18 protein-coding genes and 1 riboswitch are annotated in these 16,201 nt (G+C 71.3%); of the genes, 8 read left to right on the top strand and 10 right to left on the bottom strand.

The features are described 5' to 3' along the window. Positions 1–113: 113 nt before the first annotated feature. A complete protein-coding gene (locus ACWGDB_RS18325; RefSeq protein WP_369270494.1) occupies positions 114–347 on the top strand; it encodes a (2Fe-2S)-binding protein in 234 nt (77 codons plus the stop codon). Here the strand turns inward: ACWGDB_RS18325 and bfr are convergent. Next, positions 344–820, bottom strand: a complete 477-nt coding sequence (gene bfr / locus ACWGDB_RS18320) for a bacterioferritin (protein WP_328882207.1) — start codon at positions 818–820, stop codon at positions 344–346. The genes ACWGDB_RS18325 and bfr overlap by 4 nt on opposite strands. 176 nt (positions 821–996) lie before the next feature. On the opposite strand from bfr, the gene ACWGDB_RS18315 reads away from it, so the two are divergent. Continuing rightward, on the top strand, positions 997–1,629 hold the full coding sequence (locus ACWGDB_RS18315) for a sulfite oxidase-like oxidoreductase (RefSeq protein WP_383596530.1): 633 nt from the start codon (positions 997–999) through the stop codon (positions 1,627–1,629). Between the two features lie 24 nt (positions 1,630–1,653). Here ACWGDB_RS18315 and ACWGDB_RS18310 read toward each other — a convergent pair whose 3' ends face one another. The 6 genes from ACWGDB_RS18310 to thiO form a co-directional block, all read right to left on the bottom strand. Further along, positions 1,654–2,142: a DUF4396 domain-containing protein gene (locus ACWGDB_RS18310; protein ID WP_453823362.1), complete on the bottom strand. Its 489-nt coding sequence runs from the start codon at positions 2,140–2,142 to the stop codon at positions 1,654–1,656. Between the two features lie 93 nt (positions 2,143–2,235). Further along, the gene (locus ACWGDB_RS18305; RefSeq protein ID WP_453823361.1) at positions 2,236–3,138 is read right to left on the bottom strand and encodes a deoxyribonuclease IV; all 903 of its coding nucleotides are present in this window, start codon (positions 3,136–3,138) and stop codon (positions 2,236–2,238) included. A 72-nt stretch (positions 3,139–3,210) separates the two neighbouring features. Continuing rightward, positions 3,211–5,151 carry a Stk1 family PASTA domain-containing Ser/Thr kinase gene (gene pknB / locus ACWGDB_RS18300; RefSeq protein WP_453823360.1) on the bottom strand — a complete coding sequence of 647 codons (1,941 nt, stop codon included), beginning with the start codon at positions 5,149–5,151 and terminating at the stop codon, positions 3,211–3,213. 118 nt (positions 5,152–5,269) lie between these two features. Next, entirely contained in the window at positions 5,270–6,064 is a 795-nt protein-coding gene (locus ACWGDB_RS18295; protein ID WP_383596542.1) for a thiazole synthase, read from the bottom strand. A gap of 3 nt (positions 6,065–6,067) precedes the next feature. Next, positions 6,068–6,280, bottom strand: coding sequence for a sulfur carrier protein ThiS (gene thiS / locus ACWGDB_RS18290; RefSeq protein ID WP_427841467.1), 213 nt, complete (start codon positions 6,278–6,280; stop codon positions 6,068–6,070). Further along, a complete protein-coding gene (thiO, locus tag ACWGDB_RS18285; RefSeq protein ID WP_453823359.1) occupies positions 6,277–7,443 on the bottom strand; it encodes a glycine oxidase ThiO in 1,167 nt (388 codons plus the stop codon). The genes thiS and thiO overlap by 4 nt, the downstream gene beginning before the upstream one ends. Further along, positions 7,441–7,552: riboswitch (TPP riboswitch) on the bottom strand. (Overlaps the previous gene by 3 nt.) 52 nt (positions 7,553–7,604) lie before the next feature. Here thiO and ACWGDB_RS18280 point away from each other — a divergent pair. The 6 genes from ACWGDB_RS18280 to ACWGDB_RS18255 all read left to right on the top strand — a co-directional run bounded on the left by ACWGDB_RS18280 (position 7,605) and on the right by ACWGDB_RS18255 (position 12,934). Continuing rightward, complete coding sequence (locus ACWGDB_RS18280) at positions 7,605–7,979, top strand: hypothetical protein (protein WP_453823358.1); 375 nt, start codon at positions 7,605–7,607, stop codon at positions 7,977–7,979. 32 nt (positions 7,980–8,011) lie between these two features. Continuing rightward, the gene (locus ACWGDB_RS18275) at positions 8,012–9,241 is read left to right on the top strand and encodes an NAD(P)/FAD-dependent oxidoreductase (RefSeq protein WP_453823357.1); all 1,230 of its coding nucleotides are present in this window, start codon (positions 8,012–8,014) and stop codon (positions 9,239–9,241) included. A 77-nt stretch (positions 9,242–9,318) separates the two neighbouring features. Continuing rightward, positions 9,319–9,684, top strand: a complete 366-nt coding sequence (locus tag ACWGDB_RS18270; RefSeq protein WP_383596558.1) for an Rv2175c family DNA-binding protein — start codon at positions 9,319–9,321, stop codon at positions 9,682–9,684. Positions 9,685–10,201: 517 nt separating this feature from the next. After that, complete coding sequence (thiE, locus tag ACWGDB_RS18265; RefSeq protein WP_453823356.1) at positions 10,202–10,864, top strand: thiamine phosphate synthase; 663 nt, start codon at positions 10,202–10,204, stop codon at positions 10,862–10,864. A 132-nt stretch (positions 10,865–10,996) separates the two neighbouring features. Continuing rightward, a complete protein-coding gene (metF, locus tag ACWGDB_RS18260; RefSeq protein ID WP_453823355.1) occupies positions 10,997–11,920 on the top strand; it encodes a methylenetetrahydrofolate reductase [NAD(P)H] in 924 nt (307 codons plus the stop codon). A 57-nt stretch (positions 11,921–11,977) separates the two neighbouring features. Then, on the top strand, positions 11,978–12,934 hold the full coding sequence (locus tag ACWGDB_RS18255) for an SCO2102 family sporulation regulator (RefSeq protein WP_453823354.1): 957 nt from the start codon (positions 11,978–11,980) through the stop codon (positions 12,932–12,934). 30 nt (positions 12,935–12,964) lie between these two features. Here the strand turns inward: ACWGDB_RS18255 and ACWGDB_RS18250 are convergent, their stop codons facing one another. The 3 genes from ACWGDB_RS18250 to ACWGDB_RS18240 all read right to left on the bottom strand — a co-directional run bounded on the left by ACWGDB_RS18250 (position 12,965) and on the right by ACWGDB_RS18240 (position 16,186). After that, positions 12,965–14,479, bottom strand: a complete 1,515-nt coding sequence (locus ACWGDB_RS18250; RefSeq protein ID WP_453823353.1) for a phytoene desaturase family protein — start codon at positions 14,477–14,479, stop codon at positions 12,965–12,967. Positions 14,480–14,547: 68 nt separating this feature from the next. Further along, complete coding sequence (locus tag ACWGDB_RS18245) at positions 14,548–15,162, bottom strand: DUF4126 domain-containing protein (protein WP_453823352.1); 615 nt, start codon at positions 15,160–15,162, stop codon at positions 14,548–14,550. 394 nt (positions 15,163–15,556) lie between these two features. Then, positions 15,557–16,186, bottom strand: a complete 630-nt coding sequence (locus tag ACWGDB_RS18240; protein ID WP_328428342.1) for a TetR/AcrR family transcriptional regulator — start codon at positions 16,184–16,186, stop codon at positions 15,557–15,559. Positions 16,187–16,201: the final 15 nt, after the last annotated feature.

Raw genomic sequence — 16,201 nt, 5'->3', positions numbered from 1 at the left:
GGCGCGGATCACATACGATCCGCGCCCCACCCCACTTTTACGGCTCCTGTGTGACGGGTAAGGTTAGGTTAGCCTCACCGATCAAGGGGATGGCGCATCGATCCCGCCGGGAGGTGAACCGCGTGTACGTCTGCAGTTGCTTCGGCATCACCGAGCAGCAGGTCAAGAAGCACGCGGAGGGCGGTGCCTGCACCCCCCGCCAGATAGCTTCGGCCTGCAAGGCCGGCACGGACTGCGGGTCATGTGTGCGCCGTATCCAGGCGCTCCTGGGCAGGGGTGCCTGCCCGCGCCGGGAGCTGGCCGACCGGGGGGAGCCCCTGCTCTCCGACCTTGAGGACGCGGCCTAGCTCGGCTGCTCGATCTGCTGTGCGAGGTACAGCGCCTCGCCGAGCTTCTCGATGAGCTCCAGCTGGGTGTCCAGGTAGTCGATGTGGTGCTCCTCGTCCTCGAGGATCGACTCGAAGATGTTCGCGGACGTGATGTCGCCCTTGGTGCGCATCACCTCGATGCCGCGCTTGAGGCGGTCGATCGCCTCGACCTCGACCTGGCGGTCGGCCTGGAACATCTCGGTGACCGTCTGGCCGACCCGCACGTGAAACAGCCGCTGGTAGTTGGGTAGGCCGTCGAGCATGAGGATGCGCTCGGTGAGCTTGTCCGCGTGCTTCATCTCATCGATGGACTCTTCACGCGTGTACTTGGCGAGCTTGGTCCAGCCTTTGTTGTCCTGGATCCGGTAGTGCAGCCAGTACTGGTTGATCGCCGTGAGCTCGCCGGTCAGCTGCTCGTTGAGGAATTCGAGGACCTCGGGGTCGCCCTGCATCGCAGAGGCTCCTTCCACGCGTGGTAACTGGCGGGTTGCGCCGCATGATTCCACCGCTGAAGAAGATCGTCCAGTAAGTCTTCACTTAGTAAGTAAGTGCATGCTTAGTCCAGTTTGCGGTGGATTGTTGAGGGGTGTGGTCAGGTGCACTGCCCCTGGTCTGTCAGGATGGAGTCATGGGTCAGCCGGCAGAGCGCGAAGGTGGAGCAGCAGCACACGCCGAGCTTCCGCCGGGACAGCGAGTGCAGCGCGGCTGGCCGGTCACGCACTACGGCCCGGTCCCCAAGTTCCGGCCCGAACGCTGGGAGTTCAGGGTGTTCGGGGCCACCGCCGACGGCGAGAAGCACTGCTGGAACCATGAGGAGTTCACGGCTCTGCCGTACAAGACCGTCGTCGCCGATCTGCACTGCGTCACGAAATTCAGCATGCTCGGCGCGGAGTGGGGCGGCATTCCGGCGCGTACGATCCTGGAGATCGCCCCACCCGCACCGGCCGTCACACATGTGATGGTGTGGGCCGAGTACGGCTTCAGCTCCAACCTCCGCCTCGCCGACTTCGCCTCCGATCGCGCGATCTTCGCGACCCACAAGGACGGCGAACTGCTCACGGCGGAGCACGGATTCCCCCTTCGTCTGGTCGTCCCCCATCTGTACGCCTGGAAGGGGCCCAAGTGGGTCCGGGGCGTGGAGTACATGACCGCCGACCGGCGCGGGTTCTGGGAGGAGCGCGGCTACCACAACCTCGGGGACCCGTGGAAGGAACAGCGGTACTCGTACCAGGAGGAGCCCGGGGACGGGCCTGAGCTGTGATCTTCGGTGGCCTTGCCGGGGTCCTCAGTGGTGGTACTGGTGCACCACCGCATGCCCCTTGCCGCGGCCGATCGTCCACTTGTTGACCGGGGTCGTCAGGACGAAGGCGACGGTCAGCGCGATCGCCAGCACCCACCAGAACAGCGGGTCGGCGAGCTCGGCGTCCATGGCGCCCGGCCACATCACGATCACGCCGTTGTCGACCAGCTCCATCACTGCGATGGACAGGGTGTCCGCGGCCAGCGCCACCTTGAGCGCGGCACGCAGGTCGACGCCCGCCTTCAGCACCCCGCGCAGGGTGAACGCGTAGCCGAAGAAGAAGGCCAGGACGATCGCCAGCACCAGGGTCGGCACGTTGCCCCAGCCGAGCGCGGTGCCGATCACCATGCCCAGCACCTCGCCGATGGCGCAGCCGGTGAGGCAGTGCAGGGTGGCCCGGACGGCCGTCGGCCAGCTGCTGCTCGCGGCCGCGTCGGGGTGGTGCGCGTGTGCCGCGTGCGCTTCGTGCTGCATGAGTGCCCCCAATGCCAGGTTACGGTTCCCGCACCGAGCGAGAACCGTATACCCCCCAGGGGTATTCCCAACCCCTTGAGTGACCTGTCGGGGTCAGGCGTCTCGAAGCTTCTTCAACCGCTCCACGTCCGCCGCGTGCCCTTCCTTGCCGCCCGGTGTCTCGATGATCAGCGGTACGCCCTCGGTGGCCGGGTGCGTCATCAGCGCCCGGAACGGGTCCTCGCCGATGTGGCCTGCGCCGATGTTCTCGTGCCGGTCCTTGTGAGCGCCGACGACGTCCTTGGAGTCGTTGGCGTGGATCAGCTTCAGGCGGCCCTCGCCGACGGTGTCCACCAGCAGGTCGAGCGTCTGATGCATGCCGGACGGGCCGGTCAGGTCATGGCCGGCGGCGAAGATGTGGCAGGTGTCCAGGCATACGCCCAGCTTCGGATGGGCGTCCAGTGCCTCGAAGTACGGCCCGAAGTCCCAGGTCCGCGAGCAGAGTGAGGAGCCCTGCCCGGCCGTGGACTCCAGCAGCAGGAACGGGTCGTCGTCGTGGGTCAGCTCGTCGAGGAGCGGCAGCATGTGCTCGCGCACCTGCTTCAGGGCGACGTTGCGCTCCCGGCCGCCGGTCGCGCTGCCCGTGTGCACGACCACGCCCAGCGCCCCGATCTCCCGCCCGCGCCGCAGCGAGTGCCGCAGGGACTCCACCGACTTCTCGACCGTCGCCTCGGTGTGCGAACCGAAGTTGATCAGATACGGCGCGTGCACGTACGCCGGGATCGACTCGGCCTCGCACACCGCGCGGAACTCCTCGTCCTGCCGCGGATTCCCGGTCGGCGTGGCCCAGCCGCGCGGGTTGGCGACGAAGACCTGGACCGTCTCGGCCTTGAGGTCGTGGGCGTAGGTGAGCCCGACGGAACTGAGGCCCCCGGCCACGGGGACGTGGCCGCCGACGGGGTTGCGGGACGGGGCGGCGGGGGCGGGTTCCGAGGCGGCGGACTGCTGGATCTTCACCCGTTCAGGGTGTCATGCCCGCAGTCGGCCAATCGCCGATGCCTGCGACTGACCGCCCCCTGGAGCGCCCCGTCACCGGATGGTGATCGTGATCGTCGATCCCTTCGGTGCCGTCTCCCCGCCCTCCACGGACTGCTTCTTGACGGTGTCGCCGAACAGGCCGAGCAGGCCGCGGTCCTCGTCGACCTGGAAGCCGGCGGACTCCAGCGCGGTCGTGGCGTCGTCGACGCTGTCGCCGACCACGTCCGGGACCTCGATCATCTCGGGGCCCTTGGACAGCGTCAGCGTCACCGTGTCGCCCTCGGCGGCCTGCCTGCCCTCCGTCGGCGACTGCTGGGCGACCTGGCCCGCGTCGAACTCGGAGTTGACCCGGGCGGCGGCGACCTTCACCTTCAGGCCGGCTTCCGCCAGGTCGGCCTTCGCGTCGGCGAGGCTGCTGCCGGTGACGTCCGGGATGTCGACCGGGGCGCCCTTGCTGACGGTGAGCGCGACCGCGGAGCCGGAGCGGACCTTGGTGCCGTTGCCCGGCTCCGAGGAGATCACGAAGCCCCTGGGGACGTCGTCGTTGAACTCCCGGATCACCCTGCCCGGTTCGAGGCCGCCGTCCTTGAGCACGGTCCGGGCCTTGTCCAGCTTGTAGCCCTGGAGGTCGGGCACCTTCACCGTCTCCGGTCCCATCGACATGACCAGGTTCACGGAGTCGTTGTGCCGGATGCGGGCGCCCGTGTCCGGGTCGGTGCTGATGACGGTGCCGCGCTTGACGGTGTCGCTGAACGCGCGCTCGACCTTGCCGACCTCGAGCCCGGAGTCCTCCAGCCGGTCCCGGGCCTGCGCCTCGGTCTTGGACAGCAGCGGCGGGACCTTGGTGAACTGGCCGGAGTTGATGTACCAGATGCCGGCACCGAGGCCGAGGGTCAGCAGTACGGCGGCGACGATGACGAGCGGCCCGCGCGGAGCGCGCGACGTCCGTGACCGGCGCCGGGGCGGCGGGGGCGGCGACTCCAGACGGCTGGTCCGGTTGAAGACGGCCTCGCGCTCCGGCTCGTCCTCGTTCACCGGCAGCGGCCGCTGGATGTTCAGCGCGCGCGGGATCACGCTCGTACGGTCGTCGGCGTTGCTGTGCTCCGCCGTGAGGGCCTGCGGCGGCACCGCGTCCAGCTGGTCCGCGCTCAGCGCGGCGCGCGTGTCCCGGGCCTGTGAGAGCAGCGCCACGGCGTCGTACGGGCGGATGTCCGGGGTGCGCGCGGTGGCCGAGGCGACCAGCTCGTCGAGCTCGTACGCCAGGCCCGGCACGATGGCCGAGGGCGGCGGGACGTCCTCGTGCAGGTGCTTGTAGAGCACCACGGCGGGGGAGTCCGCGTCGTGCGGCTTGTCGCCCGTGAGCATCTCGTAGAGCACGACACCGCACGCGTACACGTCGACGCGGGCGTCGGCGGCGCCGGGCTGCTCTATCTGCTCGGGCGCGAGATAGGAGACGGTGCCGAGCACGGCACCGGTGGTGCTGGTCACGGTGTCGACGGACCGCACGAGCCCGAAGTCGGCGACCTTGACCCGGCCGTCGTCCCCTATGAGCACGTTCTCCGGCTTCATGTCCCGGTGCACGAACCCGGCGCGGTGCGCGGCACCGAGCGCGGCCAGCACCGGCTCAAGGATGTCGAGGGCGGCGCGGGGCTGCAGCGCCCCGCGCTCGCGCAGCACGTCGCGCAGGGTGCAGCCCGCGACGTACTCCATGGCGAGATAGACGTACGACCCGTCGGTGCCCTGGTCGAAGACCTGCACCACGTTCGGGTGCGCCAACCGGGCCACGGACTTCGCCTCCCGGATGAACCGGTCGACGAACACCCCGTCGACCGCCAGGGCGGGATGCATCACCTTGAGCGCGAGTACGCGGTCGAGGCGGGTGTCCACGGCCCGGTAGACCGTGGCCATCCCGCCGACCGCGATCCTCGCGTCCACGCGATACCGGCCGTCGAGCACCTGCCCGACCAGAGGGTCCTGAAGGGTCGTATCCACGCAGGTGAGTGTACGAGCCGACACTGACACGCCTCCCAATTCGGCCAGGATCGGGGCGGGACTGAAGCTGACCTGTGACGGACGCCTCATGGCCGAAGGCTTTCCATCGAACGTGCGTTCAGAATGCGGGGCGCTCCGGGTCCAGCCGCGCCATGCCCCCGACCGGCGACGACGCCTCCGCGAAGTGCCGCATCGGAATCCTCCCCGCCCGGTGCGCCAGCCTCCCGGCCTCCACCGCATGCCGCATCGCGTCGGCCATCAGCACCGGTTCCTGGGCTCGCGTCACCGCCGAGGCGAGCATCACACCCGCGCACCCCAGCTCCATCGCGAGCGCCGCGTCCGACGCCGTACCGGCTCCCGCGTCCAGGATCACCGGCACGCGCGCGTGCTCCGTGATCAGCTGGAAGTTGTGCGGATTGCGGATGCCGAGCCCCGAACCGATCGGCGACCCCAGCGGCATGATCGCCGCACAGCCGACGTCCTCCAGCTTCCGCGCCAGCACCGGGTCGTCATTGGTGTACGGCAGCACGGTGAACCCGTCGTCCACCAGCGTCTCGGCCGCGTCCAGGAGCTCGATCGGGTCCGGCAGCAGCGTCCGCTCGTCGGCGATGACCTCCAGCTTGATCAGATCCGTACCGAGCGCCTCGCGCGCGAGGCGGGCCGTCAGCACGGCCTCTCCCGCCGTGAAGCACCCCGCCGTGTTCGGCAGCACCCGGATTCCGAGCTTCTCCAGCACCGACAGCACCGAGCCGTGCACCGAGGCGTTCACCCGCCGCATCGCGACCGTCGTCAGCTCGGTCCCGGACGCCAGCAGCGCCCGCTCCAGCACGTCCAGGCTGGGCGCCCCGCCCGTGCCCATGATCAGACGGGACGAGAAGGACGTACCCCCGATGACAAAGGGATCGTCGGCCATGGTTCAGCCTCCTTGGACGGCGGTCAGGACCTCGACGCGGTCCCCCTCGGAGAGGGACGTCGACGGCCACTGCGTGCGCGGGACGACGGTTTCGTTGAGGGCGGCGGCAACTCCCGAGGGCGCCGCGGTGAGGGACTTCACGAGCGTGTCGAGGGCCGTCCCCGGCTCGATCTGCCGACGCTCGCCGTTGACCGAGATGGTGACCGGGATGCTCATACGGGCTGCTCCGTGAGTGCGGCGGCGCCGAAGCGCCTGGGGGTGAAGGCGCGGGCCTCGTCCGGGAGCTCGCCGGTGGTCAGGACGTGCGCCATGGCGTCGCCGGTGACCGGCGTGAGCAGCACGCCGTTGCGGTAGTGCCCGGTGGCCAGCGACAACCCCTCCAGCTCGGTCGGGCCGAGCAGCGGAGCGTTGTCGGGGGAGCCGGGGCGCAGGCCGGCCCGCGTCTCGGTGAGCGGCAGTTCGGTGATGCCCGGCACCAGCTCGTGCGCGTCGCGCAGCAGCTCGTAGACGCCGCCCGTGGTCACCGTGGTGTCCCAGCCCAGCTCCTCGCTCGTCGCCCCGACGACCAGCTCCCCGCTCTCGCGCGGCACCAGATACACCTGGCTGCCCCGCACCACGGCCCGTACGGTCCGGCTCAGGAACGGCGCGTACCGCTTCGGCACGGTCAGCCGCAGCACCTGCCCCTTCACGGGGCGTACGGGCGGCACCACGTCGTCCGGGACTCCGGGCAGTCGTCCGCTGAGGCTGCCGGCCGCGAGGACGACCTGGCCCGCGCGCAGCTCGTTGCCGTCCGCCGTGGTGACTCCCGCAGCCCGGCCCCGTGTGACGTCGAAGCGCTCGGCCCAGGTCCGGTGGAAGACCACTCCGGCCCGCTCGCACGCGGCCACCAGCGCCCCGGACAGCCGCCGCGGGTCGATCTGGTGGTCGCCGTCCACCCGCAGCCCGCCGCGCACACCTGGCGCGAGCATCGGCTCCAGGCGCCGGCACTCGCGCCCGGACAGCCACTCGGAGTCCAGGCCGGACTGGCGCTGCAGGGCGTGCAGGTCGCGCAGATGAGCGCGGTCGTCCGCGTCCAGCGCGACGGCGAGCGTGCCGCACCGCCGGTAGCCGAGGTCATGGCCGGTCAGGTCGCTCAGCTCGGCCACGAAGTCCGGGTAACGGCGGGCCGAGGCGAGATTCAGGCCCAGCAGGGTCTGCTCGCCGTAGTGCAGTTCCGTGACGGCGGCCAGCATCCCGGCCGCCACCTGGGCGGCGCCGCCACCCGGCTCGGGATCCACGACTCCCGTCGTGAACCCGCGTTGCGCGGCCCGCCACGCCGTGACCAGGCCGATGATTCCGCCCCCGATGACAAGGACGTCTGACGTTCGCGTACGCGACATGGGCGTCCAGCCCCTCCCTTCGCCGGCATGACCCGGATCAGGTTCGTACGGTCGGAGGCCGCCAGCCTCCCTCTCAGCCCGGTGCGTCCGGGCTCCCGCGAGTGCTCTACGTTGGCCACCCTAGCCCGCCGCCGTAAGTCTCAGTAAGGGAGCCCGCGCCCATGCCCCGCTCGCTCGACGGCCTCGTCCTCGCCCCGGTCGCGGACCAGGCCCCAGGTCAGGTGGGTACGCGCACCCGGTTCACGTACCACGAGAAGGACGGCGAGATCTGGGCCGAGTACACGGGCGGCGACGTCGTACGCGGCCGTCTCGTGGGCACCAGGGAAGGCGACCGGCTGGACTTCCGGTACGTGCAGCTCAAGCGGGACGGGGCGACATCGTCGGGGCACTGCGTGTCGACGGTGGTCGAGCTGTCCGACGGGCGGGTGCGGCTGGAGGAGAGCTGGGAGTGGGAGTCGCAGGCGGGCAGCGGGACCAGCGTGGTGGAGGAGCTTCCGGTCGAGGTTGTGCAGCAGGTCACTGAGCACGCCCCCTGACTGACGAATAGTCAGTTGTCTATGGTGATCAGGTGAGCGAGCAGACGCAGCAACGGGGCACGTCAGCGGCACGCCGCGTGGTCGTCGCCGGCGCGGGCATGGCCGGCGTGCAGACCGCGGTCGCCCTGCGGGAAAAGGGCTTCACCGGCACCGTCACACTGATCGGCGCCGAGCCCCATCAGCCGTACGACAGGCCGCCCCTGTCCAAGGCCGTGCTGCTCGGCAAGGCCGAGGGCTCCGCCTTCGACGTCGACTTCGAGGCGCTCGGCGTCGAACTCCAGCTGGGGCGCGAGGTCCTGGGCGTGCGCCCCGCCGAGCGCCGGCTGGACACCGAGGCCGGGCCCGTCCCGTACGACGTCCTCGTGCTGGCCACCGGCGCCGAACCGATCCGGCTGCCGGGCGCGGAGGGCGTGCCCGGCGTGCATCTGCTGCGCACCCTGGACGACGCCGAGCGGCTGCGGCCGGTGCTGGCCCGCCAGCACGACATCGTGGTGGTCGGGGCGGGCTGGATCGGCGCGGAGTTCGCCACGGCCGCGCGCGAGGCGGGCTGCGCGGTGACGGTCGTGGAGGCCGCCGACCGGCCGCTCGCCGCTGCGCTGCCCGCGGAGGTGACCGCGCCGATGACCGCCTGGTACCAGGACAGCGGGACGGTGCTGCGCACGCACGCGCGCGTGGAGCGCGTCGAGCCCGGCGAGGTGATCCTCGACGACGGCTCGCGGGTGCCCGCCGGTGCGGTCGTGGTCGGCATCGGGGCGCGGCCCGCCACGGCCTGGCTGGCCGACTCGGGCATCGAGCTCGGAGCACACGGAGACGTCGTGGCCGACGAGCGCCTGCGCACGTCCGTACCGGACGTCTACGCGGTCGGCGACTGTGCCTCCTTCCCGTCGGGACGGTACGGCGAGCGCCTCCTGGTCCACCACTGGGACAACGCCCTCCAGGGCCCGCGCACGGTCGCCGCGAACATCCTCGGTGAGAGCTCCGCGATCTACGACCCCGTGCCGTACTTCTGGTCCGAGCAGTTCGGCCGCTTCGTCCAGTACGCCGGCCATCACGCCGCCGCCGACACCCTCCTGTGGCGCGGCGACCCGACGGGCCCCGCCTGGACCGTCTGCTGGCTGCGGGGCGACCGACTCGTCGCCCTGCTGGCGGTGGGCCGACCGAGGGATCTCGCACAGGGCCGACGGCTGATCGAGGCGGGCACGCCGGTCGACGCGGAGCTGCTGAGGGACCCGGGACGGCCGATGAAGGCGGCGGTGGCGTAGCACGTCACCCCAACAGGTCCTCCCAGGTGGACCGGCCTGACTTCCGACTGTCAGTGGCAGATGGCAGGCTTGTTTCCGTGACCGAGATTGACGCAAGAACCGATGCTCTCGTCCCCGCCTGGCTCACCCTCCCCGACATCGCCGAAATGCTCGGCGTCGAGGTGACCCGCGTCCGGCAGCTGGTCAAGGAGGGCCAGCTCATCGCCGTACGCCGTGGTGAGAACCGCGCGCTGCACGTCCCCGCCGCCTTCATCGACGAGGACAAGGTCGTCAAGGGTCTGTCCGGGACCCTGACGCTCCTGCGGGACGACGGCTTCACGGACGTAGAGATGCTGGAGTGGCTCTTCACCCCCGACGACAGCCTGCCCGGCACCCCCGCGCAAGCCCTCAGTGAGAATCGCGGCACGGAGGTGAAGCGCCGCGCCCAGGCGCTCGCCGTCTGAGTCCGAACCCACCGAGCCGAACACCGTCCGGCGCACGGGCCGGGGCCGCACCATGGGCCACGGCCGAGGTCGGCTGCGGCCCGAAGCCGGGAGCGGGACGTGCGTGGCGCACGGTGGGGGCACCGTGGAGCGGCATGGAGTGGCGTGGAGCGGCGGGGAGAACCTGCCGCTCCCGTTCGGGGCCGTAACCGGTTGCGGCCGGTTACGGCCACCGGCGCGACGGCGTCTCCGCGAGCGCGGGGGTTTCGGCCGTCCGGGCCGACATGGGTCGGGCCGGACGGATCGGCGGTCCTGCCGCGTCGGCCGGTGCCGCACTGCGGTCGGGGCCGCCGGAGGGCGCAGTCCCAGGGCACGGGGCCGGGCCTCGCCCGCACCGGTGGCCGGGCCCGGTGCCACCGCGCCGCGGCCCACCACACCCCACCGCTCCGCAACGGCGCGGCCCGCTCCGGCTACCGTGCCACCGTCCGGCACCCGCCCGACGTCACCCGTCCGGCAACCCGACCACAGGGGGCACCGTATGTCCGACACCGTCACCGCAGGCACCGCCCGCGCCCAGCTCGCCGATGCCCGGCTCTACCTCTGCACCGGCGCCCGCAAGCAGCAGGGCGACCTCGCGGAGTTCCTGGACGCCGTGCTGGCGGGGGGCGTCGACATCGTGCAGTTGCGGGACAAGGGCATGGAGGCGGCCGAGGAGCTGGAGCATCTGCGGGTCTTCGCCGACGCCTGCGCCCGGCACGGCAAGCTCCTCGCGGTCAACGACCGTGCCGACGTGGCCCACGCCGCCGGCGCCGACGTCCTGCATCTCGGCCAGGGCGACCTCCCCGTACCCGCGGCCCGCGCCATCCTCGGCGCCGACGTCCTCGTCGGCCGCTCCACGCACTCCGAGTCCGAGGCCTCCGCGGCCGCCGTCCAGGAGGGCGTCGACTACTTCTGCACCGGCCCCTGCTGGCCGACCCCCACCAAGCCCGGCCGCCACGCCCCCGGTCTCGACCTGGTCCGCCACACCGCAGCCCTCGGTACCGACCGCCCCTGGTTCGCCATCGGCGGCATCGACCTCGCCAACCTCGACCAGGTGCTGGAGGCGGGCGCCCGCCGTGCCGTCGTCGTACGGGCGATCACGGAGGCGGACGACCCGGGCGCGGCGGCGGCGGAGTTCGCCAAGCGGCTGCGGCAGGGGTAGCCCACCGCCTTCGCCCCGCTGGACACCCCGGATTTCCTGACGTTTGTCCAAGGCGTGGACAACAACCCGGCAAATCGGGCAAATGTCCGGTGTCCGGTTGGGGGACCGGGGCCCCCTGACTAACCTGCGGGTATGGCCCTCGGCACCGCATCCATCAGATCGGACCACGCTCGTACCGTGCGCGAGATGCTCGCGACCGGAAAGACGACGTACTCGTTCGAGTTCTACGCGCCCAAGACCCCGAAGGGCGAGCGGAACCTGTGGAACGCGCTGCGCCGGGTCGAGGCCGTAGGCCCCGACTTCGTCTCCGTGACCTACGGCGCGGGCGGTTCCACCCGCGCGGGCACGGTCAAGGCGACCGAGGCGATCGCCTCGGACAGCACGCTCACCCCGATCGCGCACCTCACCGCCGTCGATCACTCGGTGGCGGACCTGCGCAACATCATCGGGCAGTACGCCGACGCCGGGATCCGCAACATGCTAGCGCTGCGCGGCGACCCGCCCGGCGACCCGCTGGGCGAGTGGGTGCCGCACCCCCAGGGCCTCGCCTACGCCGCCGAACTCGTCGAACTGATCAAGGCGTCCGGCGACTTCTGCGTGGGCGTCGCGGCCTTCCCCGCGATGCACCCGCGCTCAGCCGACTGGGAGGCGGACGTCCGTCACTTCGTCGACAAGTGCCGGGCCGGCGCGGACTACGCGATCACGCAGATGTTCTTCGAACCGGAGGATTACCTTCGCTTGCGCGACCGCGTATCGGCCGCGGGCTGCGACACCCCGATCATCCCGGAGATCATGCCGATCGCCAGCGTAAAGACGCTGGAACGCATCCCCTCCCTCACCAACGCCGCCTTCCCGGCCGCCCTGAAAGAGCGGATCCTCACAGCCAAGGACGATCCCGCGGCTGTACGCTCCATTGGCATCGAGTTCGCGACGGAGTTCTGCGCGCGGCTGCTGGCCGAGGGAGTGCCCGGACTGCACTTCATCACGCTCAACAACTCCACAGCTACCTTGGAAATCTACGAAAGCCTGGGCCTGCACCACCCACCGCAGGCCTAGACCGGCCGTCCTGATATACGTCACACTGCGTAGGCGGCCACTGGGAGAGGGGCGTACATGGGCTGGACGGTCCTCTACATCGCATTCGGCGTCGTCGCGCTGTGGCTGCTGGGCGAGGTGCTGCTGCAGTACAAGGCGCGGCTGCGCTGGCGGCTGCTCGCCTTCGTCGGGTTCCTCGGCGTCGTGGTCGGGGTGCTGATTCCCTCCGTCATCGTCATCGGTCTGGGCGCGGCGGCGTTCGCGGTCGGCCAGACCTACGTCACGCTGTCGTTCCGCCGCGGCTTCTCGGCCGGCTGGGCGGTCTCCGCGCCGGCCCTGGGCCCGCTGGCCGCCGCCAAGCGCCGCCGCGGTGAGCCCGACCGACAGGAGCCGACCCTCGAGGTCTCCGACCTGGAGGCGGAGGGCGGCTACGCGGGCAACGACGCCAAGTACGGCCAGGACAACGTCGGTTACGGCGACGACTACGACCGCGACGACGTGTTCACCCCGTCGCGCGCAGCTCAGCCCACCGCCGCCGAGACGACCTCCGTGTATGAGCCGCAGCCCCTGCCGGACGACACGGGCTCCTACGGCATATACGGCGGCGACCCCGCCTACGCCGCCGCCGACCAGAACTACGCGGCCACGGGTCAGCCCCAGGACCAGTACGCGACGGCCGACCAGAGCTATGCGTACGACGGCTACAGCGGCTACGACCAGCAGCAGTACGGCTACGACAGCACCGGCCAGCAGCAGTACGCCGCGTACTCCGACCCGTACATCGGCACCCAGACCTACGGCGGTGCCTCCTACGACGCCTATGGCCAGCAGCAGTACAACCAGCAGGGCTATGCCCAGGACCAGTACGCCACCGGCGGCTACGGCGAGACCCCGTCCGGCGGAGTCTGGGTTCCGCAGCAGCGCACCGACGAGGCGTACGGCGGCGAACTCCCGCCCGAGCAGCAGTACCCGTACCAGGGCGACGGCCAGCAGCACGGGCAGGGTCAGGGGTACGACGAGCAGTACCGCTTCTGACGGCCCCGCACGGCGCCGCTCACACCCGGGTCACTGAGAGCCCCGGAAGTCAGGCCCTTCCACGATCAGTCCCGCCACCAGCGCGCCCGACATGCCGGCGTGGGGGAGCCCGCCGCCCGGGTGGGACCAGCCGCCGACCGTGAACAAACCGGATACGGCCGTGCTGTTGGACGGGTGCAGCAGCCGCCCCTCGGCCGCGGCCAGCGCGGGTGCCGGAACCGCTCCGCCGTCCGTGCCGGTCTCCTCAGCGATGTCGGCCGGGGAACGAACCTCGTGCCAGAGGAGCCGGGCGCGCAGGTCCGGCACGGCACGCTCCGCGACCGTGATCAGGACTTCGGCGTGCCGGTCGACGTTCTCCGGTTCCGCCCAACTCCGGTCGAACTGTGCCGGCACCGTCGACGTGAGCGTGATCGCCTCATGCCCGGCGTCCGGAACCAGCGCCGGGTCGCCGGGCCGCAGGACGGTGACCGTGGGTCGCGCGGGCATGCCCCCGGCCGCCCCGAACACGGCTTCCAACTCGGCCTCACGGTCCGCCGCGTGCACCACCGTGCGGTGCGCCGTACCTTCCGGCCGGGCGCCGCGCAGTGCCAGCAGGACCGTCAGACGGCTCGCCGCCCCGCGCCGGGGCGTGACCTCGGCCTCGCCGCGCGGCGCCGTGCCCCGGACGAAGCGGTCCAGCACCCCGGGGGCGACCCCGGAGACCACGAAGTCGGCCTCCACGACCGAACCATCGGCCAGTTCGAGCCCCGCCGCCCGGCCGTCCTTCTCCAGGACCCCGGAGACCTCCGCGCCGAAGCTGAACTCGACCTTCCGGGCCACGCACCGCTCGTACACCGCCCGCGCCAACTCCCGTATACCGCCCCGCACATACCAGATCCCGAACGCGTGCTCCAGATACGGCAGCACCGACGCGCTCGCCGGCGTCTCACGCGGATCCAGGCCGTACGCGAGCGCGTGGCTCTCCAGCAGCGCGACGAGCCGGGGGTCGCGCAACTCCCAGGCGCCGACCTCGGCGAGGGTGCTTGCCCGGCGGGTGCGCAGGAACCGCTTGTGGGGGACCGCAGGGTAGGGCTCGCGCTCGGCCAGCACCTGCCAGTTCGGCCACAGGGGCTCCTCCAGCAACGGCCTGCGCGTGCGGTCCCAGGCCTCGCGGGCGCGGACCAGGAAGTCCCCCCACCGGCCGCCCGTACCGGCGCCCAGCGCCTCGTCGAGGGCTGTCACGACGCCCGCGCGCGAGGCGTTCGGCACCCGGACCTCGGTGCCGTCCGCGAAGACGTGCCGCGCGGACGGGTCGACCTGGACCAGCTCGACGCACGCCTCCAGGGGCTCCTTGCCGGTCTTGATGAACAGATCGCGGTACACGGCGGGGAGGGGAAGCAACCCCGGGCCCGTGTCGAACCCGAAGCCGTCGCGCTCGAAGCGGCGCACCGCTCCGCCGTACGTCTCCGTACGCTCGTACACCGCCACCCGGTGGCCCGCGACGGCGAGCCGGGCAGCGGCCGCCATCGCGCCCATCCCGGCGCCGATCACCGCAATCCTTGCCATACGTGGGACTGTATCGGCCGCCACTGACAACGGCTCCCTGACCTCGGGCGCAAGCGCAGGCAGCGGCCTCAGCCGGGCGGTTGCCCCACCGCCTGGGCGAGCCGCTTCTCCTCCCGGCGCTCCGCCCTGCGGCGCAGGAAGCGACGGATCCGGGAGACCAGGAACAGGAGCAGCAGCAGCCCGCCGAGCAGCAGGACGCCCGCGATGACCGCCGCGGCGACGGGGTAGAAGATCGCGAGGGTGATGAGGGCGCCGACCCCGAGGTCCTCGGCGATGCTCACCACGATGTTGCTGAACGGCTCCGGCGAGGTGTTGACCGCCATCCGCGTGCCCGCCTTGACCAGGTGGCTCACCAGCGCCGTGGAACCGCCGACCGCACCCGCCGCCAGCTCGGGCAGCGACCCGCTCTGCCCGGCGAGCAGCGCGGCCACGACCGCGCCCGCCAACGGCCGGATCACGGTGTGCACCGAGTCCCACGCCGAGTCCACGTACGGGATCTTGTCGGCGACGGCCTCGCAGAGGAACAGCACGCCGGCCGCGATCAGTACGTCGGGCCGTTGCAGCGCCTCGGGCACCTCGTCGCTCAGCCCTGTCGCGCCGAACACGCCGAGCAGCAGGACCACGGCGTAGGAGTTGATGCCGCTGGCCCAGCCGCTGGTGAAGATCAAGGGAAGTATGGACACGGACGCGATCGTAACCAGTCGGCAACGGCGGGGCTTGGGGATGAGTGCGCAGTCCTGAGTACGCGTACCTAGTCGGTGAGTTGAGTACGCGCGCGGATGGGGCGCGACCTGCCTGAACGAGAGAGTTAGGGCACGGAGAAGGGGATCGGCTCCGGAACCGGCGACACGGGGCGCCGGAATCGGAGCGGCCCCGGATCCGCTCCTTCCGCCGGCCCGGCGTCGGCGGGAGCGAGACGGGGGACCCGGGGGAACGACCGGACGGGGGTCCAGGGGGGACACGGGGGAGTACGGGGGAAATCGGGGGAGCACGAGAAGGCGCCGGTTCGACGGTGGCCCGCGGGGGACGCGGCCACCGTCGGACCGGCGCTTTCGTGTGCGTACGACGGCTGCCGCGTCAGCGGCGGCCGCTCACCCGGCCCTGCAACAGCCGGGACAGCGCCGAGTGCACGTCGTCCAGGGAGCGCTCCGGCTGGAACGACTTCCAGTCCAGCGCGGCAACCAGGACCATGCCGACCAGGGCGGCGGCGGTCAGCTGGACGTCGATCTCCTCGCTGAACTCGCCGTTGTCCACGCCCTCCCGCAGCACGCCCTCGACGACCGCGACGGCCTGCTGCCGGACCACCATCAGCGTGGACTGCCAGGCCCGGTTCGTCCGCCACAGCTCGGCGACGTAGAGCTGGGTGAAGGACGGGTAGCGGTCGATGAAGACCAGCCCCGCGCGGATCATCGCGTCCAGGGCGTCCACCTTGCTGCCGCCGTCCCGCGCGGTCTTCTCGGCCGCCTCCCGCAGGGACGCGGTGAGGAGTTCGACTCCGTGGCGCAGCAGCTCCTCGAAGAGGACGGACTTGCTGGCGAAGTTGTAGTAGACCGTGCCCTTCGCCACTCCGGCCCGTTCGGCGATCTCGTCAACGGTGGTGGCGGAGAAGCCCTGTTCGGCGATGAGTGTGACGGCCGCCTCGTAGAGCTTCTGCCGGGTGGCCTCACGGCGCGTGCTGCCGCCCGACGCGGCGTTGCTGCTTTCCATGGGCCTGATTGTCCC

Source organism: Streptomyces sp. NPDC055013, from assembly GCF_053608645.1.
The sequence above is the reverse complement of the archived record's forward strand: the minus strand, read 5'-3'. Positions and strand labels throughout refer to the sequence as shown.